The sequence below is a fragment of the Methylobacterium nonmethylotrophicum genome (assembly GCF_004745635.1).
Taxonomy (GTDB): domain Bacteria; phylum Pseudomonadota; class Alphaproteobacteria; order Rhizobiales; family Beijerinckiaceae; genus Methylobacterium; species Methylobacterium nonmethylotrophicum.
Window position 1 is genome coordinate 165,240 of sequence record NZ_SRLB01000008.1, and the last position, 25,356, is coordinate 190,595.

Annotated in this window: 21 protein-coding genes; 12 read left to right on the plus strand and 9 right to left on the minus strand. The window is 71.7% G+C overall.

Going from position 1 to position 25,356, the window contains the following annotated elements; translation table 11 throughout:
- The first annotated feature begins 1,484 nt into the window (after positions 1-1,484).
- The 6 genes from EU555_RS12815 to EU555_RS12840 all read left to right on the plus strand — a co-directional run bounded on the left by EU555_RS12815 (position 1,485) and on the right by EU555_RS12840 (position 8,115).
- Positions 1,485-2,225: an ImuA family protein gene (locus tag EU555_RS12815; RefSeq protein WP_135415018.1), complete on the plus strand. Its 741-nt coding sequence runs from the start codon at positions 1,485-1,487 to the stop codon at positions 2,223-2,225.
- Positions 2,143-3,645, plus strand: a complete 1,503-nt coding sequence (locus tag EU555_RS12820) for a DUF6504 family protein (RefSeq protein WP_135415019.1) — start codon at positions 2,143-2,145, stop codon at positions 3,643-3,645. Before EU555_RS12815 ends, EU555_RS12820 begins: the two co-directional genes overlap by 83 nt.
- A 238-nt stretch (positions 3,646-3,883) precedes the next feature.
- On the plus strand, positions 3,884-7,105 hold the full coding sequence (locus tag EU555_RS12825) for an error-prone DNA polymerase (RefSeq protein WP_135415020.1): 3,222 nt from the start codon (positions 3,884-3,886) through the stop codon (positions 7,103-7,105).
- A gap of 100 nt (positions 7,106-7,205) precedes the next feature.
- Positions 7,206-7,430 (plus strand): AbrB/MazE/SpoVT family DNA-binding domain-containing protein, encoded by a 225-nt coding sequence (locus EU555_RS12830; protein WP_205820900.1) that lies wholly within the window; start codon positions 7,206-7,208, stop codon positions 7,428-7,430.
- 22 nt (positions 7,431-7,452) lie between these two features.
- Entirely contained in the window at positions 7,453-7,842 is a 390-nt protein-coding gene (locus EU555_RS12835) for a type II toxin-antitoxin system death-on-curing family toxin (protein ID WP_135415021.1), read from the plus strand.
- 24 nt (positions 7,843-7,866) lie between these two features.
- Positions 7,867-8,115 carry a FitA-like ribbon-helix-helix domain-containing protein gene (locus tag EU555_RS12840; RefSeq protein WP_135415022.1) on the plus strand — a complete coding sequence of 83 codons (249 nt, stop codon included), beginning with the start codon at positions 7,867-7,869 and terminating at the stop codon, positions 8,113-8,115.
- A 52-nt stretch (positions 8,116-8,167) separates the two neighbouring features.
- On the opposite strand, the gene ssuD is transcribed toward EU555_RS12840, so the two are convergent.
- Genes ssuD through msuE form a run of 5 tightly spaced genes read right to left on the minus strand, consistent with a single transcriptional unit; the run spans position 8,168 to position 12,555 of the window.
- On the minus strand, positions 8,168-9,331 hold the full coding sequence (gene ssuD, locus EU555_RS12845; RefSeq protein WP_135415023.1) for an FMNH2-dependent alkanesulfonate monooxygenase: 1,164 nt from the start codon (positions 9,329-9,331) through the stop codon (positions 8,168-8,170).
- A gap of 27 nt (positions 9,332-9,358) precedes the next feature.
- Complete coding sequence (locus EU555_RS12850; protein ID WP_135415024.1) at positions 9,359-10,183, minus strand: ATP-binding cassette domain-containing protein; 825 nt, start codon at positions 10,181-10,183, stop codon at positions 9,359-9,361.
- 33 nt (positions 10,184-10,216) lie between these two features.
- Positions 10,217-11,002 carry an aliphatic sulfonate ABC transporter permease SsuC gene (gene ssuC / locus EU555_RS12855; RefSeq protein WP_135415025.1) on the minus strand — a complete coding sequence of 262 codons (786 nt, stop codon included), beginning with the start codon at positions 11,000-11,002 and terminating at the stop codon, positions 10,217-10,219.
- 6 nt (positions 11,003-11,008) lie between these two features.
- On the minus strand, positions 11,009-11,977 hold the full coding sequence (locus EU555_RS12860) for an aliphatic sulfonate ABC transporter substrate-binding protein (protein ID WP_135415026.1): 969 nt from the start codon (positions 11,975-11,977) through the stop codon (positions 11,009-11,011).
- Complete coding sequence (gene msuE, locus EU555_RS12865) at positions 11,974-12,555, minus strand: FMN reductase (protein WP_135415027.1); 582 nt, start codon at positions 12,553-12,555, stop codon at positions 11,974-11,976. Before msuE ends, EU555_RS12860 begins: the two co-directional genes overlap by 4 nt.
- A 588-nt stretch (positions 12,556-13,143) precedes the next feature.
- Between msuE and EU555_RS12870 the strand changes: the two genes are divergently transcribed.
- A complete protein-coding gene (locus EU555_RS12870) occupies positions 13,144-13,554 on the plus strand; it encodes a tellurite resistance TerB family protein (RefSeq protein WP_245524282.1) in 411 nt (136 codons plus the stop codon).
- Between the two features lie 124 nt (positions 13,555-13,678).
- Here EU555_RS12870 and EU555_RS12875 read toward each other — a convergent pair whose 3' ends face one another.
- Together EU555_RS12875 and EU555_RS12880 are read right to left on the minus strand one after the other, a co-directional pair.
- Positions 13,679-14,644, minus strand: coding sequence for a D-2-hydroxyacid dehydrogenase (locus EU555_RS12875; protein WP_135415029.1), 966 nt, complete (start codon positions 14,642-14,644; stop codon positions 13,679-13,681).
- A 433-nt stretch (positions 14,645-15,077) separates the two neighbouring features.
- On the minus strand, positions 15,078-15,347 hold the full coding sequence (locus tag EU555_RS12880; protein WP_135415030.1) for a hypothetical protein: 270 nt from the start codon (positions 15,345-15,347) through the stop codon (positions 15,078-15,080).
- A gap of 165 nt (positions 15,348-15,512) precedes the next feature.
- On the opposite strand from EU555_RS12880, the gene EU555_RS12885 reads away from it, so the two are divergent.
- The 3 genes from EU555_RS12885 to EU555_RS12895 are packed head-to-tail and all read left to right on the plus strand — an operon-like array spanning position 15,513 to position 19,310.
- On the plus strand, positions 15,513-16,031 hold the full coding sequence (locus EU555_RS12885; protein WP_135415031.1) for a (2Fe-2S)-binding protein: 519 nt from the start codon (positions 15,513-15,515) through the stop codon (positions 16,029-16,031).
- Positions 16,028-17,083 (plus strand): FAD binding domain-containing protein, encoded by a 1,056-nt coding sequence (locus EU555_RS12890; protein WP_135415032.1) that lies wholly within the window; start codon positions 16,028-16,030, stop codon positions 17,081-17,083. The genes EU555_RS12885 and EU555_RS12890 overlap by 4 nt, the downstream gene beginning before the upstream one ends.
- On the plus strand, positions 17,076-19,310 hold the full coding sequence (locus EU555_RS12895; RefSeq protein WP_135415033.1) for a xanthine dehydrogenase family protein molybdopterin-binding subunit: 2,235 nt from the start codon (positions 17,076-17,078) through the stop codon (positions 19,308-19,310). The genes EU555_RS12890 and EU555_RS12895 overlap by 8 nt, the downstream gene beginning before the upstream one ends.
- Here the strand turns inward: EU555_RS12895 and EU555_RS12900 are convergent.
- Positions 19,240-19,818 (minus strand): ABC transporter substrate-binding protein, encoded by a 579-nt coding sequence (locus tag EU555_RS12900; protein ID WP_135415034.1) that lies wholly within the window; start codon positions 19,816-19,818, stop codon positions 19,240-19,242. The two genes, EU555_RS12895 and EU555_RS12900, sit on opposite strands and share 71 nt — an antisense overlap.
- Before the next feature lie 364 nt (positions 19,819-20,182).
- Between EU555_RS12900 and EU555_RS12905 the strand changes: the two genes are divergently transcribed.
- Complete coding sequence (locus EU555_RS12905) at positions 20,183-21,184, plus strand: hypothetical protein (protein ID WP_205820902.1); 1,002 nt, start codon at positions 20,183-20,185, stop codon at positions 21,182-21,184.
- Here the strand turns inward: EU555_RS12905 and EU555_RS12910 are convergent.
- A complete protein-coding gene (locus tag EU555_RS12910; protein ID WP_135415035.1) occupies positions 21,168-21,620 on the minus strand; it encodes an RrF2 family transcriptional regulator in 453 nt (150 codons plus the stop codon). The genes EU555_RS12905 and EU555_RS12910 overlap by 17 nt on opposite strands.
- A gap of 592 nt (positions 21,621-22,212) precedes the next feature.
- On the opposite strand from EU555_RS12910, the gene EU555_RS12915 reads away from it, so the two are divergent.
- On the plus strand, positions 22,213-25,245 hold the full coding sequence (locus tag EU555_RS12915) for an ATP-binding protein (RefSeq protein ID WP_135415036.1): 3,033 nt from the start codon (positions 22,213-22,215) through the stop codon (positions 25,243-25,245).
- Positions 25,246-25,356: the final 111 nt, after the last annotated feature.

The following is a 25,356-nucleotide window of genomic DNA, read 5'->3' on the forward strand; positions in this document are numbered from 1 at the left end:
ATCGGATGACTTCAGCAGATCCTTGGAAATCAAAAGCCTTGCATTGTTCAAGCATCTTGCTAGATTGAGATAAATTTCTCTATCAAAAATATATTTTTGCTTTGTTGATAATATAATGAAGACAACCGTGCAGATGCAGAGAGCGCTTTTTACCTGTCCCGCCACACTCACCTGCATCACCCTCCCTGCGCCGAGTTGCCTACGCCTCGCCCCCGCCGGGACCGGGCCCGGCCACGCTGAATCGCCTACGCGCCCGCCCGCCGTCCCAATGTCCCGAAGCCACCGCCTCGCCATTGAGATTCCACGCCTTTTCCGGATGCCTGCCCGCGCAGACCTGCCTACGAGGCGTGAACGACTCCACGCCGAATTGCCTACGCTCCGGCACGACCCCGCAGGCCCGCGGTAACCCTCGCAATCGGGAGGGCCCCGAGTCGCGACACAGTATTTCCAGGCTCCGCCGATGCCGCGCGAGTCGAGCGAGAGTCCCGAAGCGGGACGGCGAATCATCAGGGAGCGTCCAGGCGAGTCGGTTCCATCCGCTCAAGCCTTGCCTCGACTCATCCCCGTGGAAACGAGTCCGGCTGTTCTGGGCTTTGTCGGACGAGGACTCACGGGCGTGAGGCTGCAACGGGTGGATCGCAAACCCAAGACTCAGCGGTCAGCAGGGGAGGGGGCTCACGCTCGTTCGAGCCGAAGCCCGGATGGACCCGACCGCGCCGAACGGCCTCCGAGACCCCTAACTCCTGATGCCCAAAAGCCTTTTTATGAGAGATTCAGAATCTAGATTCCGAATCTGAATCCGTAGAGCTATATGGGTATTATATGGGGCGGCAATTTCTGCTTGTCCCATAAGGGGTTGGGCCCTGTTCGCGTAGGCAGGTCTGCGCGGACGCGCAGGCAACTCGGCGTGGCCGCGTAGGCAGGTCTGCGCGGAATCCCCGGTCCGGCGAAGGGGACTCGGCGTGGCTCCGTAGGTTAATCGGCGTGAGGCCCCGATTAACAGCTTGGAAAGCTGTGTGAATCGCGCACGCCGCCGCGTAGGCAAGTCGGCGTGCCGCGCGGGGCTGCACGCGGCCCTCGAACGGGCCCGGTGGACGAGCCCGGACACCCCGATGATCCTGCTTCCGGCACCCGCCGCGCCGGGATCGCCGGATTTTCCGCCAGGAGGCCCGTGGAGGCCCGTCGCGCCCCAGGACCGTTCTACGGCACCCGCCGGCCTCGAATCCAGCTCAGCGGCGCTCCTGGTGGCTCGGCGCGGGTTGTCCCACGGCTGTGCCCGCCCAGGCTCGGCGTCGCGCACCGGGCGATCCCCTTGCACCGACGGGGTTTCCGGGTCGCGCCGCTGCACCTGTCCCCGCTGCCGTCAACAGGAGCCCGGTTTCCGCAGGTTCTGACGCCGCCGTCATCCACAGCCCCGATTGACTCCCCCTGGAAATCGAACAAAACAGGAACATGTACGGGCGTCGGTCGGTGATGGGCATGAGATGCGGCAGGCCGAGCGAGAGCGGCAGCTCGCGGCGTTGCGCGAGCGGATCGGAGGGCTGGCGCCCGAGGCGGCGGGCCGGCCGGTCCTGCCGTTCGACGTCGAGCCGATCGACCACCACCTGCCGGGCGGGGGCCTGCGCCTCGGCGCGGTGCACGAGGTCCTGGCGGCCGGGCCCGTGGACGGGGAGGGGGCCTTGGCGGCGCTGTTCGCCGCCGCGATCCTCGCCCGGCTCCCCGGCCCGGTGCTGTGGTGCCTGGCGAGCCGCGACCTCTTCGCCCCCGGCCTCGCCGCGGTCGGGCTCCATCCCGACCGGGTCCTCTACGCCGAGACGCGGCGCGAGGCCGAGGTCTTGCCCACCATGGAGGAGGGGTTGCGCCACCGCGGCCTCGCGGCGGTGGTCGGCGAGGTCGCCCGGCTCGGCCTCACCCCGTCGCGCCGGCTCCAGCTCGCCGCCGAGGGCAGCGGCAGCCTCGCCCTGGTGATCCGCCGCTGGGGCGCCGCGGTGCCGGAGCCGAACGCCGCCGCCACCCGCTGGGCCGTCACCGCGGCGCCCTCCGCCGCCCTTCCCGTGCCGGGCCTCTCGCGGGCCCGCTGGACCGTGGCGCTCGTCCGCGCCCGGGGCGCCGAGCCCCGCACCTGGCTCCTCGAGGCTCCCGATGCGAAGGGTCGTCTGCGTGTTCCTGCCGACCTGGCCGACCGACCTGTGGCGGCGCCGGCACGGCGGGCCGCCGCCGGATGAGCCGCTGGTCGCGGCGGCGCAGGAGGGCCCGCGCCGGGTGCTCTCGGCCGTCGACCGCGCCGCCCGCGGCCTTGGTCTGCGCCCCGGCCTCGCCCTGGTGCAGGCGCAGGCGATGGTGCCGGGTCTGACCGTGATCGAGGCCGACCCGGAGGGCGACGCGGCGGCGCTGACCCGCCTCGCCGCCTGGTGCCTCGCCTACGCCCCCCTCGTCGCCCCCGACCCGCCGGACGGGATCTGGATCGACGTCGCGGGCGCGGCCCACCTGCATGGCGGCGAGGCGGCTCTGCTGGCGTCCCTGCGCCGGCGCCTCGGCCGGGCCGGCTACCGGGTGCGGGCGGCGCTCGCCGACACGCCCGGCGCCGCCTGGGCCGCCGCCCGCTGCCTCGCGCCCGAGACCGTGCTGCCGGAAGGCCGGCAGCGCGACCACCTCCTCGACCTGCCGCTCTGGAGCTTGCGCCTCGACCGCGACACGGTCTCGGGCCTGGCCCAGCTCGGCCTCACCCGGGTCGCTCACCTCCTCGACCAGCCCCGCGGCCCCTTGCGCCTGCGCTTCGGGGAGGAGCCGACGCGCCGCCTCGACCAGGCGCTCGGCCACGCCCCCGAACCGCTCGCCTATCTGGTGCCGCCGGTGGCGCACGCCGTGCGGCTCGCCTTCCCGGAGCCGATCGGGGCGCCCGAGACCCTCGCCCGGGTGACCGGGCGGCTCGCCGCGATGCTGGCCGACACCCTCGCCCGGCACGGGCTCGGCGCCCGCCGGCTCGATCTCGTCTTTCGCCGCGTGGACGGGCTCGACCAGTCGGTCAGCGTCGGCACCGCCCGGCCGAGCCGCGACCCGCGCCACCTCGCCCGGCTCCTCGCCGAGCGCCTGAGCACCGTCGATCCCGGCCACGGCCTCGACGAGGCGCGGCTCGCCGCTCCCTCCGTCGAGCGCCTGGAGGCGCGCCAGCTCGCCGCCCCGGGCGGGGAGCCGGACCCGGACGCGATGGCCGAGCTCGTCGACCGGCTGGTGCTGCGGCTCGGGCCCGGCCGGGTCTATCGCAAGGCCCCGGTCGAGAGCGAGTGGCCAGAGCGGGCGGTGCGCCGGGTCGCCCCCTTGAGCCCCGCTGGCGGCGTCACCTGGCCCGCCGACCTGCCGCGGCCCGGCCGCCTGCTTCCCGTCCCCGAGCCGGTGGCGGTGCTGGCCGCGCTCCCCGACGCGCCGCCCACGGTCTTCACCTGGCGCGGCACCCGCCGCCGGGTGGCGCGGGCCGACGGGCCGGAGCGCATCTTCGGCGAGTGGTGGCTTACCGACGACGAGGTCTCGGCCTGCCGCGACTATTACCGGGTCGAGGACGAGACCGGCGCCCGCTACTGGCTGTTTCGCGATTCCCTGACGAAGGACGGGGCGCGCTGGTGGCTGCATGGCTTGGGTGAGGCGTGATGCGCCCGGTCTCTCGAAGCTGGCCGGCTCCGGTCGATGGATTTGATCCCACCCACGACCTCATCCTGAGGTGTGGAGCGATCGCAGATCGCGGAGCCTCGAAGGAGGCCTCCAGTCGTCTCCGCGATCCCTGGAGCCCTCCTTCGAGGCTCGTTTCACTCGCACCTCAGGATGAGGTCGTGGGTGGGATGGGAAAAGGGGCCGGCGATGCTGCCGCCAGCAGTCAGCCAGGCTCCCGATGAGCGTCGAGCTCCAGGTCACCACCCACTACTCGTTCCTGCGCGGCGCCTCCTCGCCGGAGGAGCTGTTCGCCGCAGCCGCCCTCCTCGGCATCCGGGCGCTCGCCGTCACCGACCGCAACACGCTCGCCGGGATGGTCCGGGCCCACGCCGCCGCCCGCACCACCGGCTGCCGCCTGATCGTCGGCTGCCGGCTCGACCTCGCCGAGGGCTGGAGCCTGCTCGTCTATCCCACCGACCGGGCAGCCTATGGCCGGCTCTGCCGGCTCCTCACCCTCGGCCGCTCGCGCGAGCGGACGCCGCGCGGCGGTTGCCACCTGACAACCGCGGACGTGGCCGAGTGGAGCGACGGCCTGCTCGCGGTGCTGCCGGCCGACCGGCCGGACGATACCCTCCTCGAGCGCCTGCGCGCCCTGAAGGCGATCTTCGGCAAAGACCTTTCCTGCGGCCTGTCGCGCCGCTTCGGCGTCAACGACCACCTGCGGCTCGATGGCATCGCGAGCCTCGCCCGCGCCGCGCGGGTGCCGATCGTGGCCCTCGGCGACGTGCTCTACCACGTGCCGGAGCGGCGGATGATGCAGGACGTCGTCACCTGCATCCGCCTGAAGACCACCATCGCGGCGGCGGGCTTTGCCCGCGAGCGCCATGCCGGGCGCCACCTGCACGATCCCGACGAGACCGTGCGCCTGTTCGCCCGCCACCCGGAGGCGCTGGCCCGCGCCGCCGCGATCGCGGAGGCCTGCCGCTTCTCCCTGGATGAGTTGACCTACACCTACCCGGACGAGGCCGGCGCCGACGGCCGCCCGGCGCAGGTGCGCCTCGCGGCGATGACCTGGGAGGGGGCGGCGAGGCGCTACCCGGCCGGGGTGCCGGAGGCGGTGCGCCGGCAGCTCGGCGAAGAGCTCGACCTCGTCGCCAGGAAGAATTACGCGCCGTACTTCCTCACCGTCGAGGCGATCGTCCGCTATGCCCGCTCCCAGGGCATCCTGTGCCAGGGCCGCGGCTCGGCGGCGAATTCGGCGATCTGCTGGTGCCTCGGCATCACCGCCATCGATCCGGTCGCGCAGGGGCTGCTCTTCGCCCGCTTCATCAACGAGAACCGCGACGAGCCGCCCGACATCGACGTCGATTTCGAGCACGAGCGCCGGGAGGAGGTGATCCAGTGGATCTACGCCACCTACGGCCGCGAGCGGGCGGCGCTCACCGCCACGGTGATCCGCTACGGCGCCCGCGGCGCGGTGCGGGAGGTCGGCAAGGTGCTGGGCGTGCCGGAGGACGTCACCGGGGCGCTCGCCCGCCTGGTCTGGGGCTGGTCGCGCGAGGGCGTCGGCGAGCGGGAGGCCAAGGCCCTCGGCCTCGACCTCTCCGAGCGCTCCTTGCGCCTGACGCTGGAGATCGCCCGGGCGCTGATCGGCACCCCGCGCCATTTCGGCCAGCATCCCGGCGGCTTCGTCCTCACCCTCGACCGCCTCGACGACCTCTGCCCGGTGGTCCCGGCCCGGATGGAGGACCGCCAGATCATCGAGTGGGACAAGGACGACATCGAGGTCCTGCGGTTCATGAAGGTCGACGTGCTCGGCCTCGGCATGCTCGGCTGCCTGCGCCGGGCCTTCGCGCTGCTCGCCGAGCACAGGCCGGAGACGAACCCGCCGCGGGAGATCGCCGACATCCAGCAGGGTGACGAGCCGACTTACGAGATGATCCGGCGCGCCGACACGATCGGGGTCTTCCAGATCGAGAGCCGGGCGCAGATGGCGATGCTGCCGCGGATGCAGCCACGCAATCTCTACGACCTCACCATCGAGGTCGCGATCGTGCGGCCGGGCCCGATCCAGGGCGACATGGTCCATCCCTACCTGCGCCGGCGCCGCGAGATAGATCCGGTCACCTACCCGACCGCGGCGCTGGAGAGCGTGCTCGGGCGCACCCTCGGCGTGCCGCTGTTCCAGGAGCAGGCGATGCAGGTCGCGATCGTCGCCGCCGGCTTCACCGCCGCTGAGGCCGACGGCCTGCGCCGGGCCATGGGCACCTTCAAGGGCGACGGCACGATCAACCTCTACGAGGACAAGCTGATCCAGGGCATGATCGCCAACGGCTACGAGCCGGACTTCGCCGCCCGCACCTACCGCCAGCTCGAGGGCTTCGGCTCCTACGGCTTCCCGGAGAGCCACGCCGCCTCCTTCGCCCTCATCGCCTACGCCTCGTCCTGGCTGAAATGCCATCATCCCGAGGTCTTCTGTTGCGCCCTCCTCAACGCTCAGCCGATGGGCTTCTACGCCCCGGCCCAGATCGTGCGCGACGCCCGGGCCCATGGGGTCGAGGTGCGGCCGATCAGCGTCAACGCCTCGCGCTGGGACTGCACCCTGGAGCCGGCGGGGGACGGGCGCCTCGCCCTGCGCCTCGGCCTGCGGCTGGTGCGGGGCTTGGCGAACCAGGACGGCGCCCGGATCGCCACGGTCCGCGAGGCCGACCTGTTTCGCTCGGTCGAGGACCTGTGGCGCCGGGCCGGCCCCTCGCTGAAAGGCCTGCGCAGCCTTGCCGCGGCCGACGCCTTCGCGTGCCTCGGGGTGGGGCGGCGGGAGGCCCTGTGGGCGATCCGCGGCCTCGCCCCCGCCCCCCTGCCGCTCTTCGCGGCCGCCGACCGGCGCGAGGCGATGCCTCTCCCCGAACTCGCCGAGCCACCGGTGCATCTCGCACCCCTGGGGGAGGGGGCCGCGGTCGTGGCGGATTACCGCGCCTCGGGCCTCAGCCTCGGCCGTCACCCGCTCGCCTTCCTGCGGGCGACGCTGTCGCGCGACGGCGTCTCGGCCTGCGCCACCCTGCGCCGCCTGCGCGACGGCGCCCGGGTGACGGTGGCGGGGCTGGTGCTGGTGCGCCAGAAGCCGGGCTCGGCCAAGGGCGTGATGTTCATCACGCTCGAGGACGAGACCGAGGTCGCCAACCTGGTGATCTGGCCCTCGCTGTTTCATCGCCAGCGCAGCCTGATCCTCCAGGCCGGCCTCCTGGCCGCCCGCGGCCGGGTGCAGCGCGAGGGCGACGTCATCCACCTCGTCGCCGAGCACCTGATCGACCGCTCGGACCTCCTGGGCCGGGTGGCCGAGGACGCGCAGGCCGAGCCGCTGGCGGTCGATGGCGGCCGGGGGGACGAGGCGCGGCGCGGGGGAGGGGATGCGCGGGGTGCGGCGCGACCGCTGCGGGTGGGGAGCCGGGATTTCCGGTGAGGCGGTGGGTCTGCTTGGTCCGTGTGCGCCTAGAAGACGCTTGCGAGAACTCGATCGACGCCCCATCGTTAGAACGAACGTTATAACGACGGAGGTCATCATGCTGGCGCTGAAGCTCACGGCGATCGGAAACTCCGTCGGCTTCGTGCTGCCGAAGGAAGCGGCCGCGCGCCTCAAGGTCGAGAAGGGCGACACGGTGTTCCTCACCGAGACGCCGGACGGCTACCGGCTGACGCCCTACAACCCGGCTTTCGAGGAGCAGATGGACAAGGCGCGCGAGATCATGAAGCGCCGTCGCAACGCGTTGCGCGAACTCGCCAAGTGACACAGCCAAGTGACATCGCCAAGTGACGCCGCTCTGGGTCGAGAAAGAGGTTGTTCTCGCCATCCACGACGAACAGCTTGCCGAGCATGGCGGCGCCGTCTCGATGCGCGATAGGCTGATGCTCGACTCGGCCCTGGACCGTCCGCGGAATCGTCACGAGTTCGGCGGTTGCACGGACATCTGCGAACTCGCGGCCTGCTACGCGTTCGGCTTGGCCCGCAATCACGGATTTCTGGACGGCAACAAGCGGGTCTCGGCCGTGGTGACCGAGCTTCTTCTCGCGCTCAACGGTTACGAATTGACCGCCTCCGACGGCGATGTCGTCCAGACTTGGACGGCGATTGCCGCAGGGGAGATGACGGAGAAGGACATCACGGCCTGGATCAGGCGTTTCGTGTCGGCCTCCCCTTAGCCCCGGATGCATCGGTCGCTGCTCATGGCCACGCTCACGATCCGCAACCTCGATACCCAGATGAAAGAAGCGCTGCGCCTGCGCGCCGCGCGCAACGGCCGCTCCATCGAGGCGGAGGTGGGCGCGATCCTTGCCGAGGCAGTCGCACCACCCCCGCACGGGACGGTCAATTTGGCCGAGGCGATCCGCCGCCGCTTCGCGCCGCTCGGCGGGGTTGAACTCGAACCGCATCCGCCGGTGACGATCACTCAGCCGCCTCGCTGCGACGAATGATCGTCCTCGGTACGGCCACGATCTTTGGGCGGATGCGGCCCGAAAGTATCCGTCAATGCGCCGACACCCCCCGCACCGGCGCGATGTCGTTGGCGATCACCTCGCCGAACGGGCCGTCGTTGCGGGCGCCCGTCGCCGCCGTCCCGGTGGTGCTGCGCAGGGGGAGCTTGGGGAAGACCAGCTCGGCGAAGCGGTAGGCCTCCTCCAGGTGCGGGTAGCCGGAGAGGATGAAGCGGTCGATCCCGAGGTCGATATACTCCTTCATCCGGTCGGCGACCTGGTCGGGGGAGCCGACGAGGGCGGTGCCGGCGCCGCCGCGCACCAGGCCGACGCCGGCCCAGAGGTTCGGCGAGACCACGAGCTTGTCGCGCCGGCCGCCATGGAGCTGCATCATCCGGCTCTGGCCGACGGAATCCTGGCGCGCCAGGGTCGCCTGCGCCTTGGCGATGGTGGCGTCGTCGAGGCGCGAGATCAGCGACTCGGCCGCCTCCCAGGCCGCGCCTTCCGTCTCGCGCACGATGACGTGCAGGCGGATGCCGTAGGAGAAGGTTTTTCCGCGCTTCTCGGCCGCCGCGCGGGCCCGGGTAATCTTGTCCGCGACGTCCGCCGGGGGCTCGCCCCAGGTCAGGTAGACGTCGCAATGCTCGGCCGCGACCTCGATTCCCGCCGGCGACGAGCCGCCGAAATAGAGCGGCGGGTAGGGCCGCTGCACCGACGGGAAGATCAGCCGGCTGTCCTCGACCCGCAGGTGCTCGCCCTGGTAGGTCACGGTCTCGCCGGAGAGGAGCGCGCGCCAGACCCGCAGGAACTCGTCGGTCACCGCGTAGCGCTCGTCATGGGCGAGGAAGACGCCGTCGCCGCGCAGCTCCACCGGATCGCCGCCCGTCACCACGTTGATGAGGAGCCGCCCGTCCGAGATCCGGTCGAGGGTGGCGGCCATGCGGGCGGCGGCGGCGGGCAATTGCAGGCCCGGCCGCACCGCCACCAGGAAGCGCAGGCGCTGCGTCAGCGGCACCAGCGCCGAGGCGATAACCCAGGAATCCTCGCAGGAGCGCCCGGTCGGCAGGAGCACGCCGTAATAGCCGAGCTCGTCCGCGGCCTGGGCGATCTGGCGCAGGTAGGGCAGGGAGACGGCGCGGGCGCCTTCCTGCGCGCCGAGGTAGCGGCCGTCGCCATGGGTGGGCAGGAACCAGAGGACGTCGGTCTGGCCGGTCATGGGGGAAACTCCGATGGGAGGGTGCGATCAGGCGCGCCGGTCCAAGAGGTGATCGAGGATGCGGCCTTCGAGGGCCGCGAGCTCCGCGTCGCCGCGCCGGCGCGGGCGGGGCACGGTCACCGGTACGTCGAGGGCGATGCGGCCGGCCTCGACCACCAGGATGCGGTCGGCGAGCGCCACCGCCTCGGCGACGTCGTGGGTGACGAGGAGCGCGGTGAACCCTTGCGCGCGCCAGATCCGCTCGATCATCGCCTGCATGTCGATGCGGGTGAGCGCGTCGAGGGCGCCGAGGGGCTCGTCGAGGGCCAAGAGCCCCGGGTGGCTGACGAGGGCGCGGGCGAGCGCCACCCGCTGGCGCTGGCCGCCCGAGAGGGTGGCGGGCCACTGGCCGGTCTTGTCGGCAAGGCCGACCTCCTGAAGCGCCGCCGCCGCCCGCTCCCGCCGCTCCGCCGCCGAGCCGTCGCGCAGACCCACCGCGACGTTGTCGAGGACCCGCGCCCAGGGCAGCAGCCGCGGCTCCTGGAACATGATCCGGCGCGGCGCCTCCCCGCCCTCGACCGCGACGCGGCCGGCGCTCGGCGCCTCGAGGCCCAGGATCAGGCGCAGCAGGGTGGACTTGCCGCAGCCCGAGCGCCCGACCACGGCGACGAACTGGCCCGCCGGCACGTGCAGGTCGAGCCCGTCGATGACCGGCTTGCCGTCCTCGAAGGCCTTGGACAGGCCCCGCAGGGTGATGCCGAGGCCGGGCGCGGCCCGGTCGCGGGCGATCTCGCGGGAGATGGCCTCGCGGCGCAAACCCGCCCGGGAGGCGGGGGCGAGGCCCTCGAACCGGCGAAGGGTGCTGGCGATCATGGAGAGAAACCCTGGAGGCGGAAGGCGGGAGGGTCAGGCCGAGCGGTAGGCCGGGTTCCAGGCGAGGCAGGCGCGCTCGAGCTGGCGGGTGAGCAGGTCGGCGACCTTGCCGAGAAGCGCGTAGATCAGGATCGCCAGGACCACGACGTCGACCAGCATGAACTCGCGCGCCTGCATCGCCATGTAGCCGAGGCCGGAGGAGGCCGAGATCGTCTCGGCGACGATGAGCGTCAGCCACATGATGCCGAGCGCGTAGCGCAGGCCCACGAAGACCGATGGCAGGGCACCCGGCAGCACCACGCGCCAGAAGAGTTCGCCGCGCGACATGCCGTAGATCCGGCCCATCTCGACCAGCTGCGGATCGACCGAGCGGATGCCGTGCAGGGTGTTGGCGTAGATCGGGAAGAACACGCCCAGCGCCACCAGGAAGAGCTTGGCTTCCTCGCCGATGCCGAACCACAGGATCACCAGCGGGATCAGCGACAGGTGCGGGATGTTGCGGATCATCTGCACGGTCGTGTCGGTGAGCCGGTCGGAGAGGCGCGACAGGCCGTTGGCGAGCCCGAGGACGAAGCCGATGCTGCCGCCGATCAGGAAGCCGCTCGCCGCCCGCAGGAAGCTGACGCCGAGATTGGTCCAGAGCTCGCCGGTCGCGGCCATGCGCCAGCCGGCCGCCGCCACGTCGAGGGGGGCGGGCATCAGCCGGGTCGAGACCAGCCCGGCCGAGCCGGCGGCCTGCCAGCCCAGCAGGATCACGGCGGGCAGCAGCCAGGGGGCGAGGCGCCGCGCCGCCGCGGCGGGGGAGAGGAGGGCAGGCATGAGGCGTCAGCCGTTGTTCTGGGAGACCGGCGTGCGGAGCGCGTCGGCGATCCGGATCGGCCGCGGGATCAGCGAGAGGGCGTGGAAGCGGTCGGCGACGCGCTGCTGCTCGGCGACCACGCTCGCGGTCATCGGGCCGATGACGAAGTCGGTGCGGTCCACCGCCCGCTGCGTCGCCGCAAGCGGCACGCCGGTGCCCTTCGCGAGCAGGCCCGCGACCTCGCCCCGGTTGGCGCCGCACCAGCGCGAGACGTCGGCGAGGGCGGCGAGCGCCGCGTCGAGCACCGGTCCGCGCTCGCGCGCGACGGTCTGGTGGGCGAGGAAGAAGCTGTTGGGCCTGGCGATGTCGGTGGCGAGCGACAGGACCCGGGTGCCCGGCTGCATCTCCGCGATGGCGAAGTACGGGTCCCAGATCGTCCAGGCATCGACGCTGCCGCGGGCGAAGGCCGCCGCGGCGTCGGCCGGGGCCAGGGTCACGGGCTCGATGTCGCGGTAGGTCAGGCCCGCCTTGTCGAGCGCCGCGATGGTGAGGTTGTGGGCGCTCGACGCCTTGGCGAAGGCGACGCGCTTGCCCCTCAGGTCCGCCAGGCTGCGGAGGGACGAGTCCTTCTGCACCAGGATCGCGGAACCCGAGCCGGCGGCTTCCTGCGCGGCGACGTAGACCAGCGGGCTGCCGGCGGAATCTTGGGGCCTGCCGGCGGCCTGGGCGAAGATCGGCGGCGCGTCGCCGGTCTGGCCGATGTCGATGGCGCCGAGGCTGATCGCCTCGAGGAGCGGCGGGCCGAACGAGAACTCGACCCAGGACACGCCGACGCCGAGGGGCTTGAGCCGGGCCTCGATGGCGCCCTGCTGCTTGGCGACGACCAGGATGCCGTTCTTCTGGTAGCCGATGCGCAGGGTGTCGCCGGCCGCGGCCCGCGCCGGCAGGGCGGCGCCGGCCAGCGCCGCGGCGAGGAGCGTGCGACGGTCGATCACCGGGCCCCCCCGGCCGTGCGGGCGAGCGGTGCCGGGCTGGCCGCGCGGGCACCGGCCAGCGCCGCGAGCTGGCCGCCGGCCTCCGCCACCCGCTGGCGGATCGCCGCGGAGTCGAGGCCGCCGTCGCGAAAATCGGGATCGGAGGCGTAGACCGCGGTCGGCACCGTGAGCGCCGTGAAGAAGCCGAAGAGCGGGCGCAAGGCGTGCTCGACCACGAGGGCATGGCGCGGCCCGCCGCCGGTGGCGGCGAGCGCCACCGGCTTGCCGGCCAGGGCCTCGGGCGCCACGAGGTCGAACAGGTGCTTGAACAGGCCCGTATAGGCGCCCTTGTAGACGGGGGTGCCGACCACGAGGGCGTCCGCCTCCTCCACCGCCTCGACGACGCGGCGGGCGGGCAGGGAGAGCTGGTCGCGGGTGAGCGCGCCGCCGAGGCCGGGGCCGGCATCGACGAGGTCGAAGATCCGCACCTCGACCGGCAGCCGCACGGCGGCCTCGGCGGCGATCGCCTCGACCAGGGTGCGGGTCTTCGAGGGCCGCTGGATGTTCGCGGAGAAGCCGACGAGGCGCGGTCGCGTCATGGAGGTGGATCCGGTGGTCAGGGACGACGGCATGGCTGGGGCGTCGCAGCCCCGTGCCCGATCTCGCTACGATGCGGTGGCCGTCGAGATCAGTCAATGAAACGAGTTTTTAAATGAAGGTAGAGGCGGAGTTGATCTTGCTATGGCGACAGCTCCATGGAGAAAATGCGCCTTCCATCTCGGCAAAGGGCGGGAAAAAATCACGGATGCGTCAGGAGATATGCTGACGCTCCGGGATCGGTTACGGTCGGCTCGGGCCGCTGGCGATCCGGAGAGGACGATGCGGGCGAACCCTGGCGGCGTGGGCTCCCTTGCGCATCCCTCGCGTCGGGCTTCCACTCGGAACGGAATTTTTTAAGCAATCATACGGGATTAAATCCGCTTTCCAAACGTAATAATTGCGTGATCGCCGCTATATGGGAGTTTTACCCGGCAAACGGAATACTCTGTCGCGGAAAAATACTCACGCCGGGCCGACTTCAGGATGATCGACATCGGTGCATCATTGCGGTAATCGACCGGCTGCGCTGACGGATCGCGTCGGCACCTTGCCAGACACCGTGCCAAGGGTCCCTGACGATGTTCAACATGTTCAAGTCGCAGACCTCGCTCGACCTCACGCCGAGGACCTGCCTCGCGGTCTCGCTGGTCTACTGCATGGGCGCCGACGGCGAGATCGACCCGGAGGAGGTCGGCCACCTGATCTCGGTGCTCGGCCGCAACGCGACGCGCCAGCAGCTCGACGCCGCCGTCCGCTACGCCCGCGCCACCCAGCCGGGGCAGTTCCTGGCCGATGCCGCGCCGCGCCTGCGCCCGGAGCAGAAGCTCTGCATCATCCTCAACATGATCGACAGCGCCATGGCCGACGGCGAGGCCGAGCCGGCCGAGCAGCAGCTGATCATGCAGTTCGCCCAGGCCTTCGGCCTGTCGGAGGCCGACCTGACCCCGTACTTCAAGGCCCTGGTGGCGAAGAACGACCGGGCGGTGCTGGATCGGTGAGGCGGGGCCGGGCGTCGGCGGGATGCTGGTTCCTCCTCTCCCCGTCCGCGGGGAGAGGAGGACGCGCACGATCCGTCGTGTGACCCGGACCCACAGGGACGTGGCTCTCCCCGTAACTCGTCCCTCACACCACCGGGTTCACCAGCTCCTCGCCCCGCCGCAGCCGGCCGAGATTCTCGAGGAGCAGGTCGATCACCCGGCCCTCGTAATGGTCCGTCTCGCCGGCGCTGTGGGGCGTGACGATCACGTTCTCCATGCGCCAGAACGGCGCCTCCGGCGGCAGCGGCTCCTCGCGAAAGCAGTCGAGGCCGGCGCCGGCGATCCGGCCCTCGGTCAGCGCCCGGGCCAGGGCATCCTGGTCGACGACGCGGCCGCGGGCGACGTTGATGAGGAGGGCGCCGGGCTTCATCGCCGCGAGCGCCGCTTCGTCGATCAGCCCCTCCGTCTCCGGCGTCAGCGGGCAGGCGAGCGCCACCACGTCGGCTTGCCCTAAGGCCTCGTGCAGGTGCGCGGGGGAAAACACCGCCTCGACCGGGTCGTCGGCCTGGAGCGGGCGGCGGCGCAGGCCGATCACCCGCATGTCGAAGGCTTGGGCCAGCCGGGCGATGCGGGTGCCGATGCGGCCGAGCCCGATCACCAGCAGCGTCTGTCCGCCGAGCTCCCGCTCGCGCCTGGCCGGATCGGCGATCATCGGCCGCCAGGTCGCGGCGGCCTGGTTGCGCAGGGCCTCGGGCAGGCGGCGGGTGAGGCCGAGCATCAGCGCGAGGGCGTGCTCGGCCACGGCGCGCTCGTTGCCGCCCTGCGCGCTGGCGAGCCGGATGCTGCGCTGGCGCAAGGCCTCCTTCGGGAACTGGTCGGTGCCGGCGCTGACCGACTGGATGAAGCGCAGGCGCGGGGCCCGCTCCAGCAGGGAGTGGCGCCAGAGCCCCGAGACCACCAGCACCTCGGCTTCCGGGATCGCGGCCTCCAAAGCCGCGAGGTCGCGCACCTCGACGACCGGCTGGGTCGCGCCCTTCGCCCCATAGGCGTCGCCGAGGCGGTAGGCGGCGTGGGCGAGGACGATGGGGCCGGAGAAGGCGGGTGCGGTCATCGGCGGGCGGCTCGGGATCCGGGAGGCAAGCGGGGCCGCGGGAGTTCACACCGGCCGCAGGTCGGATGCAAGCCGCCGGACTGTATTTTCGCGCCTCGCTTCAGCAACAAAACCGTCGACGAGACTGCGCGGGATCCCCTCTCCCGTGTGGGAGAGGGGTTGGGGTGAGGGTGCTACGCTTCAGTGTGAAGCTGCGGCTGTCGTGCTGGCAGCGGAACAGTCGGAGCTAGACTCAGAACCGTGTCACCCTCACCCCCAACCCCTCTCCCACACGGGAGAGGGGAGGCGTGCTCTACTTCAAAACATTGCAGAGAAAGCAGTCGGGACCGCAAACACGAAAAGCCCGCCCCCGCAGGCAGCGGGGACGGGCTTTTCCGGCTCGCGAGAACTTCAAAGAATCCCGAACGGGGCGGACGGGACCCTCAGGGCTCGATCAGCGGCCGTAGATGGTCGGCGCGCCCGGCGGGTAGCCCGGGGGCACCTCGCGCACCAGCACGCCGCGCTCGTCGCGCGGGACGATGACGACGCTGCCGGTGCTGTCGATGGCCGGAACGCCGCCCGGGGCGCCGTAGGCGCGCTCGGCGCCGGCGAGCGGGCCGCCGGCCTGCGAGCCGGAGCGGTTGTAGGGCGAGCCGCCCTGGGCGAAGGCGGGAGCGGCGGCCACGGTCAGCAGCGCCGCCGCGAGAGCGAGGCGGGTCTTCATCACAGTACCTCTCGGGTTGTCGGGAACCGTCGGTGCGGTTTCGCAGCGTCAACAGGCCAGCTGGCAAAAGGTTCGCTGCGGCGTGTGCGCTGCCGCACACGCTGCAGCCTGGGCAGGGTGCGGTGCGGGACTAGCTTGGAGCCGGTCTAGCCTGGAGGAAGCCGCATGAGCGTCGACATCGTCCTGACGGTGAACGGCACGAGGCGCACGATCCCGATTCCGGACCCGCGCACGACCCTGCTCGACCTGCTGCGCGAGGGCCTGCACCTCACCGGCGCCAAGAAGGGCTGCGACCGCGGCCAGTGCGGCGCCTGCACGGTGCTGGTCGACGGACGGCGCATCAATTCCTGCCTGGCCCTCGCGGTCAGCCTCGACGGGGCCGAGGTCCTGACCATCGAGGGCCTGGCGGAGGGCGACCACCTGCATCCGGTACAGGAGGCCTTCATCGCCCATGACGGGTTCCAGTGCGGCTTCTGCACCCCCGGCCAGATCATGAGCGCGGTCGGGCTGATCCGCGAGGCCCAGGCCGGCAACGACCCCGAGCGGGTGCGCGAGGCGATGAGCGGCAACCTGTGCCGCTGCGGCGCCTACGCCGGCATCACCGAGGCGGTGCTGGAGGCGCAGGGCGCCATGAGCCAGCACACGATTCGCGATTCTGCCACCCGGCAGGGAGAGGCGGCATGATCCCGTTCGAGTACGTGCGCGCGACCGACGTCGCCGACGCGGTCGCCGCGGGAGGAGCGCCCGGCGCCGCCTATCTCGCCGCCGGCACCAACCTCCTCGACCTGATGAAGGGCGGCGTCAGCCGGCCGACCCGCCTCGTCGACATCACCCGCCTGCCGGGCCTCGCCGCGGTCGAGCGGCGGGACGACGGCTCGGTGCGGATCGGGGCGCTCGTCCGCAACAGCGACCTCGCGCACGATCCCGCCTTCGCCAGAACCTATCCGGCGGTGGCGGAGGCGCTGCTGTCTGGCGCCTCGGCGCAGCTGCGCAACGCCGCCACGGCGGCCGGCAACGTGATGCAGCGCACCCGCTGCCCGTACTTCACCGACACGGGCAGCGCCTGCAACAAGCGCGAGCCCGGAAGCGGCTGCGACGCCCGGGGTGGCGAGACCCGGCTGCACGCGGTCCTCGGCTGGAGCGAGGCCTGCATCGCCACCCACCCGTCGGATTTCTGCGTGCCCCTCGTGGCGCTCGACGCCGTCGTCGAGATCGCGGGCCCGGCCGGGACGCGCAGCGTGCCGCTCGACGCCTTCCACCGCCTGCCCGGCGACGCGCCGGAGCGGGAGACGGTGCTCGAACCCGGCGAACTCGTCACCGTCCTGGTGCTGCCGCCGGAGGCCGCGCGCTTCTCCGGCCACAGCCGCTACCTCAAGGTCCGCGACCGCACATCCTACGCCTTCGCGGTCGTCTCGGCGGCGGCGTCCTTGCGGCTCGACGGCGGGCGCATCGCCGAGGCGCGGCTGGCGCTCGGCGGCGTCGCCCTCAAGCCCTGGCGGGCGAGGGAGGCGGAAGCGGTTCTCGCCGGCCGCGCGCCCGACGAGGCCGCCTTCCGGGCGGCGGCCGACGCCGCCCTCGCGGGTGCAAGACCCTCCGGCGACAACGCCTTCAAGATCGAGCTCGCCCGCCGCCTCGTGGTGCGGGCGTTTCAACGCGCCGCTGCCGGCACGCCGGAGCGCCTGCCGGCGCTGCCGGGTTCCGCTTTCGCCCCCGCCTCGGAGGCCGCTCATGTCTGAGACCGCTCCCCGGACCCGCCACGGCTCCAGCATCGGCCAGCCGCTCACCCGCCGGGACGGGATCCTGAAGGTGACGGGCGGCGCGCGATATGCCGCCGATCATCACCCGCCCGGGATGCTCTACGCCGTGATGGCGGTGAGCCGCATCGCCCGCGGCCGCGTGACCCATCTCGACGTCGCGGCGGCCGAGAGCCATCCCGGCGTCGTCGCCGTGATGACGCCGCAGAACAAGCCCGCGCTCGCCCAGCACCCGGACGAGAAGCACGACGGCTTCACCTTCCGGCTCGACCTCCTGCAGGACGACCGCGTGCGCTACGCCAACCAGCCGGTCGCGGTGGTGATCGCCGAGACGCTGGAGGCCGCGACCGAGGGCGCCGCCCTGCTCGACCCCGCCTACGAGGTGGAGACCCCGGCGGTCGGGCTCGATGCGGCGAGAGAGTTCACCCCGCCGGCGATCGGCGTCGGCGATCCGGCCGACATGGAGACGGGCGACGTCGCGGCCGGGCTCGCGGCGGCGGCGAAGACGATCGAGGCGACCTACGAGACGCCGGCCCAGTACCACAACGCGATGGAGCCCCATGCCGTCGTCGCCACCTGGGACGGCGACCGGCTCGACCTCGACATGCCCTCGCAGGGGCTCGCGATGGCTCAAGGGCGCATCGCCGGCCTGTTCGGCATCGCGCCGTCGGACATCCACATCCGCAGCCCGTTCCTCGGCGGCGGCTTCGGCTCGAAGGGGATGATCGCCGGTCCCCAGGTGCTCGGCATCATGGCGGCCCGCCTCGTCGGTCGGCCGGTGAAGCTCGTGATGAGCCGGCCGCAGATGTTCGGCCCGGTCGGCCACCGCGCCCCGACCCGCCAGACCCTGCGCCTCGGCGCGGCCGAGGACGGCGCCCTCACCGCCCTCGACCATCACACGCTGACGGCGACCAGCACCTTCGACGACTTCATCGAGCCGAGCGGCGGCGTCTCGCACACGCTCTACGCCGCGCCGGCGCTGGCCACCCGGCACCGGGCGGTGCGGCTCGACACCGGCACGCCGCTCTTCATGCGCGCGCCCGGCGAGGCGTCGGGCAGCGCGGCTTTGGAGGCCGCCATCGACGAGATGGCCGAGGCCTGCGGCATGGACCCGCTGGAGTTCCGCCTGCGCAACTACGCCGAGACCGAGCCCGCTTCCGGCAAGCCGTTCTCCTCGAAGGCCCTGCGCGCGTGCTACGCCCGCGGTGCCGAGGCCTTCGGCTGGGGCAAGCGCCCGCTGGCGCCGGGGCAGATGCGCAATGCCGACGGGCTCCTCGTCGGCTGGGGCGTCGGCACCGCGACCTTCCCGGCACTGATGTTCCAGGCCGAGGCGCGGGCGGTGCTCAAGGCCAGCGGCGAGGCGTCCGTGGCGATCGGCGCGATCGACATGGGGCAGGGGGCCTGGACCGCGCTCGCCCAGATCGCTGCGGACGAACTCGGCCTCGACATCGACGCGGTCGACTTCCGCATCGGCACCTCGGACCTGCCGAACGGCGGCATCGCCGGCGGCTCGGCCCACACCGCCACCGCCGGCACGGCGATCAAGGGAGCGGCCGCCGACGCGATCGCGCAACTCGCAGGTCTGGCGACGCAGGATCCGCGCTCGCCGCTCTACGGCGCCGGCAATGCCGGGGTGATCGCGCGGGGCGGCCGCCTCGTGCGGCGCGACGACGAGAGCCGGTCCGAGGCCTTCACGGAGATCTTAGGGAGGGCCGGCAAGGAATCGGTCGAGGGCAAGGGCTCGGCCGGGCCCGACGCGGCGCGGGAGCATTACGCCATGCACGCCCACGGCGCGGTCTTCGCCGAGGTGACGGTCGATCCCGATCTCGGCCAGATCCGCGCGACCCGCCTCGTCGGCGCCTTCGCGGCCGGGCGGATCATCAACCCGCGGCTGGTGCGCAGCCAGTATTACGGCGGGATGATCTGGGGCGTCTCCTTCGCCCTGCACGAGCAGGCGGTGATGGACCCGCGCACCGGCCGGCCGATGAACGCCAACCTCGCCGAGTATCACGTCCCGGTGAACGCCGACGTGCCCTCGCTCGAGGCGATCCTGGTCGAGGAGGAGGACCCGCACGTCAACCCGCTCGGGATCAAGGGCGTGGGCGAGATCGGCGTCACCGGGAGTGCGGGGGCGATCGTCAACGCGATCTGGCACGCGACCGGCAAGCGGGTGCGGACGCTTCCGGTGACGCTGGACAAGCTGCTGTAGGAGCCGCGGCTGGGTTCAGGCCTTCCTGACCCGCAGATCCTGCGGCACCCCGGTGTCGAGGTTGACGAACGCTTGCGTCCGCGGCCCGAACAGGCGCGGGTGGTGGTGTCGATTCCGCCCCCGCGAAGGCGCTGATCAGGAACGGGGCCGGGCGCGACAGCACGATCTCGACGCTGTGGGCGTCCGCACCTCCGGGACGTTGGCGAAGCTGATGCGCCTCGCGCAGGCGCAGGAGCGAGAACGCGATGGCGGCGGCGGTGAACGGCTGGCCGTCATGCCAGGACACGTCGCGCCGCAAGTTGAAGCGGTAGCGCAGGCTGTAGGTCTGGCCGGTGCCCGAGGTCGTGTTGATGGCGATGAGCGCCGGCGGCCCGGGGAAGGACGCCCAGTCGCGCGTGCCGCCGCGCTCCGGCGTCTCGGCCGGAGCGGGGAGCCGGGCAGGGACGCGGGAAGCGCGGCGCCGGCGCTCAGGAGCAGGCGGGTCGCATGACGGCGCGCGAGGGGACATGGCGCGGGCCCTCGGACGGCGAAGCGGGGCTGACCATCGTTCTTTTGATCGAACGAAGCCCACCCATCCGGCATCGCATGACCTGGCGTGCGATCCTGTTGCTGCGATCAACACGGGTGAATGCGCCGATATGCTCGTTGTCTTCTCCGTGGGGCGTCCGCTTCAGCAGATAATTTCTTCCGCGAGGGTTCTTTAAAGAGAACATTCTCGTTGACCGGTCGGTTCGGTCCGGAGAGACTGCCAGCCCATGACAGACTGTCCATGACAGCCCGCCACCGTGAGAACCGACCCAGTGGGAGCCTATCTGGGAGCCTATCCCGGTGAGTGACTGCCCAACCGCGACGGGGACCGATCGATGCCGGACATGCCGCCCCGAGGAAACAGCCTCCAGGGAGCCAGCCTCACGCATCCGGGGCCCGAGCCTGCCCCGCGCGGGCGCCACGTCCTGGTGATCGGCGCGACCCCCAGCAGCTTGGGGCTCGCCTCCCACCTGCTGCGCCGCGAGGCGCGGGTGCAGGTCACCGTGATCGAGGCGAGGCCCGCCCGTTGCCGCCGCCTGCGCCGCGGCGAGTTCGCCGGCTTGCTGGCGGAGGAGACCGGCCCGCTGCCGACCGAGCCCCTGCACCTCGTCGAGGCGCTGCGGCGGCATGCCGGGCGCCTCCACGTCGCCGAGACGACCTGCCTGTCGGTCGCTCTCACGGCGCAGGGCGTGGCGGCGCGGACCGCCGACGGTCCCATCTATCTCGGGCGCGCCGCGATCCTGGCCTGCGCCCTGCAAACACCGGCCCCGGCGATTCCGCCGCGCGAGGCGGCCGCCTCCGTCCGCGCCCTGCGGCTCGATCCGGCGGATCTGCCGCTCGGGCATGGCGCCGTCGCCCTCGTCAGGGCCCTGCGCGCCCTGGTGCGGGAGGCGCAGGACCGCGGCGTCCCGGCGCACGAGGCACTGGCCGGCCTGCGTCTGAGCGCTCCGGCCCTCTGGCACAGCCTGCCGGACGAGGCGCGCGCGCGGCTGCTGCGCCATGGCCGGCCGATTTGGGAGCGGATCCTCGGCGGCGGGGCATCGCGGCCGGCGGCGCTCCACGGCGCGCCGAGGCCGCGTCCGCTCCTGCGCGACCTCGTCGTGCGCGGGCTGCTGTTACCGTGTGCAACCGGTCTCACCGTCGCGCCCGGGGCACGGGACCGGCTGTTCGCGGCGCATCCGGCGGCCCTGATGCCCTATGCGGCGCCGCGGCTCCTCGATCTCGATGCCGCCTGCGCCTGGCTCGCAGGGCGTGTCGCCGAGGGCGCCGCCGCGCCTTACGTCGCGTCGGCCGAGGCACGGGAGGCCCCGGCCCAAGGGGGCGCGGCGCTCAGATGTGGTAGGTGAGGCTCGCTTCCGCCTCCGCCTGCGGCATCGCCCGCATCTGCGCCAGGGTCAGGTTGTCGAGGATCCCCGCGATGCTGTTGCGCACCGCCAGCATGGCGAGGCGCACCGCGCAGGCCCCCTCGTCGGCGCAGTCCTCGCAGGGCCGATAGGCGGTGCGGCTGGCGCAGGGAAGCGGCGCCAGCGGGCCGTCGAGCGCCCGCACGACGTGGCCGATGCGAATCTCCTCGGCCGGGCGCGCCAGGGCGTAGCCGCCGCCCGGCCCCTTCTTGCTGTGGACGAAGCCGGCATTGCGCAGGTCGCCCAGGATCGCGTCCAGGAACTTCTTCGGGATGCGATGCGCCTCGGCGATCTCGGCGACGCCGATGCGGGCGCCCGGGGGCAGCCCGGCGAGGTGGACCATCGCCTTGAGGCCGTACTTGCCCTTGTTGGTCAGCATCGTCGTCCTGCGTGAAGCGCGTGCGGCGGAGAGGGCGGGTGAGGGGGGTCGGCGCGAGCGCCGTCGCGGGGAGGCGGTGCCGGAGAGATGGGGATTTGTCGACCGGGGCGGTAGACTTCCTCCGGGCCGATCCCGCGACGGCAGGCCTGAGCGCGCGGCCCGTCCTCCCCTCCCGCACACCCGAAGGCCATGGTCGAGCGCCTGTTCCGGCGCCTCATCCAGGCCGCCCCCGTCATGCCGGCGGTGGCGGTGCTGGTCTTTCGCCGTCGTCGTTTGGCCTGCATCAGCCGGCGCAACCAAGAGAGGGGCGCTCCCGGTCGACGTGCCGCGCCGACCGCCGCGCGCAATAGACCGATCGGCTTAGTTCTTACGTCTCGACCAAGGCTTCGAAGGTGCCCTCACCACGCTCAACTTTTTGATTATCATACGTTTAACTGTGATCTGAATAGTCTAGATTCAACCAGATGTGCCCCCAATCGATATAGATCGCTAAGGTTGTATCTGCGATACCATTTTTCGGGTACGCAAATCATAGAAGCCAATGCGGCCCGCTGTTGAGGCCTTAAAACTTGCTTGATCGCCGAGTTCGTACATGTCTGTCCTGCGCGGGCGCCCGCTGTCCCACTACATCGCCAGCTTGATGCTCGCCGTGCTCGTCCCCGCCGTCGCGATAACGCTGCTACTCGGGCAGCGCCTGATCACGGCCGAGCAGGCTCGCCTCCAGGACGCCACCGCCGCCTCCAACGCCGACGCCGTCGAGCGGATCGACCGCTTCCTCGCCGGTCAGATCGCGATGCTGCGCGCCCTCGCGAGTTCGCCCGTGTTCGAGACGAAGGACTTCGCGCGCTTCGACCAGCAGGCCCGCGAGCTCGCAAGCCTGGAAGGGACGCACATCATCCTGCGGGATCGTTCGGGGCAGGAGATCGTGACCACCCGGGCACCCCTCGGCGCATCCCAACCGCGCCTCGCTCGCGAGGATGCGGACCATTCCTTCGCGGTGCAGGGCCCGGCCGTGTCGAACCTGCTCCTCGACGCCGTCACCGGACGACACGCGGTGCGCGTCGGCGTCCCGGTGATCCGATCCGGCGAAACCGTCTACGTTCTGCTCTCCCATATACCGGCCGCGCATCTCGGCGGCCTGCTCGCGCAGGCGGGGATCGCGCAGCCCTCCTTCGGCTCCCTCGTCGATCGAGACGGGATGATCATCGGCCGTTCCGCCGACACGGACGCCGTCGCCGGCAAGCGCCTGCCCGGCTTCGACGAGATCGCGGAGCGCGACCGCGGCGTCTGGATCGGGGAGAACATCGCGGGCGTGCCCGTCGTCGCCACCTTCCGACGCTCGACGCTGTCGGGCTGGATCGTCGGCGTCGGGATCGAGCGCACCGCCCTGGAAGCCCCCCTGAGGGCCTCCCTCTGGGTGCTGATCCCGGTCGTTCTCGGTCTCATCATCCTGGCCCTCGCGGTCTCGACCTTCGTCAGCCGGACGATCGTGATGGCTCATCACGGCCTCGTCGGCCACGCCCGGGCGCTCGGGGACGGGCGCGTCCTCGATCCGCTCCTCACCCCGATCCGCGAGACGAGCGAGGTCGGCGCCGAACTCGCGACGGCTTCACGCAAGATCCGCGGGCAGGCCGAGGCGCTGCTCGGCGTCCAGCAGGTCCTCGAAGAGCGCGTCGCGGAACGCACCCGGGAGGCGCAGGCGCGGCAGGCGCTCCTGACCGCGACGCTCGATGCCATCGACCACGGCCTGATCGCGTTCGAGCCCGACGGCCGACTCGCGGTCGCGAACCGGCGAGCCGCCGAGCTTCTCGGGCTCGACCCGGGCTTCCTCACCGGCCGGCTGACCTGCGACGCGTTCCAGCAGGCCCTCGTCGCCAACGGCGAGTTCTCCGGCGTCAGCCCGGTCATGCTGGCATCCATGGGCCTGACCGATGCTCCGCCGGCGGGAGCGCTCTACGAACGCACCCGCCCGAACGGCACCGTGCTGGAAGTGCGCACGGCCGTCCTGCCGGATGGCAGCGTGGTTCGCACCTACTCCGACATCACCCTTCGCCGGCGGGCCGAGGAGAGCATGGCCGAGGCCGCACGGCTCGCCGAGGTCGCCCGCCGGGAGGCCGAGGCCGCCAGCGCGGCGAAATCGGACTTCCTCGCGACGATGTCGCACGAGATCCGCACGCCGCTGACCGGCATTCTCGGCTACGCCGACCTCCTCCTCCGGCAACCCGGACTGCCTCCGGCCGCGCATCGATCCGTCGAGCGCATCCGCGGGGCCGGAACCGCCCTGGTCACGATCGTCAATGACATCCTGGACTATTCCAGCATCCAGTCCCGGCACGTCGCCCTCAACCCGGAGCCGTTCTCCCCGCGCGCGCTCATCGAGGAGGCGGTCGCGATCGTCCGGCCGAATGCCGACAAGAAGATGCTGAGCCTCACCTGCCACGTCGAGCAGGACGTCCCGGGGACCCTCCTCGGCGATCCAGGGCGCATCCGCCAGATCGTCCTGAATCTGCTCGCGAACGCGGTGAAGTTCACGAGCGAGGGCGGTGTCACGGTGACGGTGCTGTGCCACCGTGCGATCGATGCCGGAGCGCCGCACCGGTTGCAGGTTGCCGTGCAGGACACCGGCATCGGCATCCCGCCGGAGAAGCGCGATCGCCTGTTCCGGCACTTCAGCCAGATCGACGGCTCGACGCAGCGGGACTTCGGCGGCACCGGGCTCGGGCTGGCGATCAGCAGAAGGCTGGTCGAGGTCATGGACGGCAAGATCGGGGTCGCCAGCACCCCGGGCCGGGGTTCGACCTTCTTCTTCAGCATCCCTCTGCCGGAAGCGATCGAGGCGGCGGAGGCCGTGCCCGTTCGTGCCGAGATGGCGCCGCCGCTCACCCGCACCGTCCGTATCCTCCTCGCCGAGGACGACCCGATCAACCAGGAGATCGCCCTCGGCCTGCTCGACGGCTGGGGCTACACCATCGAGGTCGCGAATGACGGCGCCGAGGCCGTGGAAGCGGTGAGGACCAGGCACTACGATCTCGTGCTCATGGACATCCAGATGCCGCGGATGGACGGGATCACCGCGATGCGGACCATCCGCGACCTCGACGAGCCGTGCAGGGACGTGCCGATCCTCGCCGTGACGGCCAATGTGCTGCCCCAGCAGGTCGCCCAGTTCCGTCAGGCGGGTGCGACCGGCCATATCGGCAAGCCGTTCAAGCAGCAGGAACTGGTCGCCGCCATCGAGCGGTTGATCTCGCTCAAGGATCCGGATCCGGGCGGGGACGAGACCGGGCCCCCGGACCAGAACGCCCTGCTCGACGCGCAGGCCTATCACGACGCCTTGGAGCAGTTCGGCACGCAGACCATGCACCGGCTGCTCGCGGATCTCGCCGAGGAGATGCAGTCCCGCTTCACCGCACGGACGAGCGCGAGCGGGCGCGAGGCGCTCGCACGTGACGCCCACGGGATGTGCTCGGTCGCCGGGACGCTCGGATTCAGGGCCTTCTCGGCCGCCTGCCGGGATTTGGAGCGGGCATGCCGGAGCCACGGTGACGTCGACCTCCGGCTTCGTCGCCTCGACGTGACGCGTGAGGCGACGCTCAGCCGGATCGCCGATCTGCGGACGGCCTAACGGTGATACGCGATGCCGGCCAGTCTGGATCAGGCGGTGGATTAAGGCATAACAAATAGGTCGGACGCAATCGATTCGTGAAATAACCTATTGCAGCTTACACAGCCGACT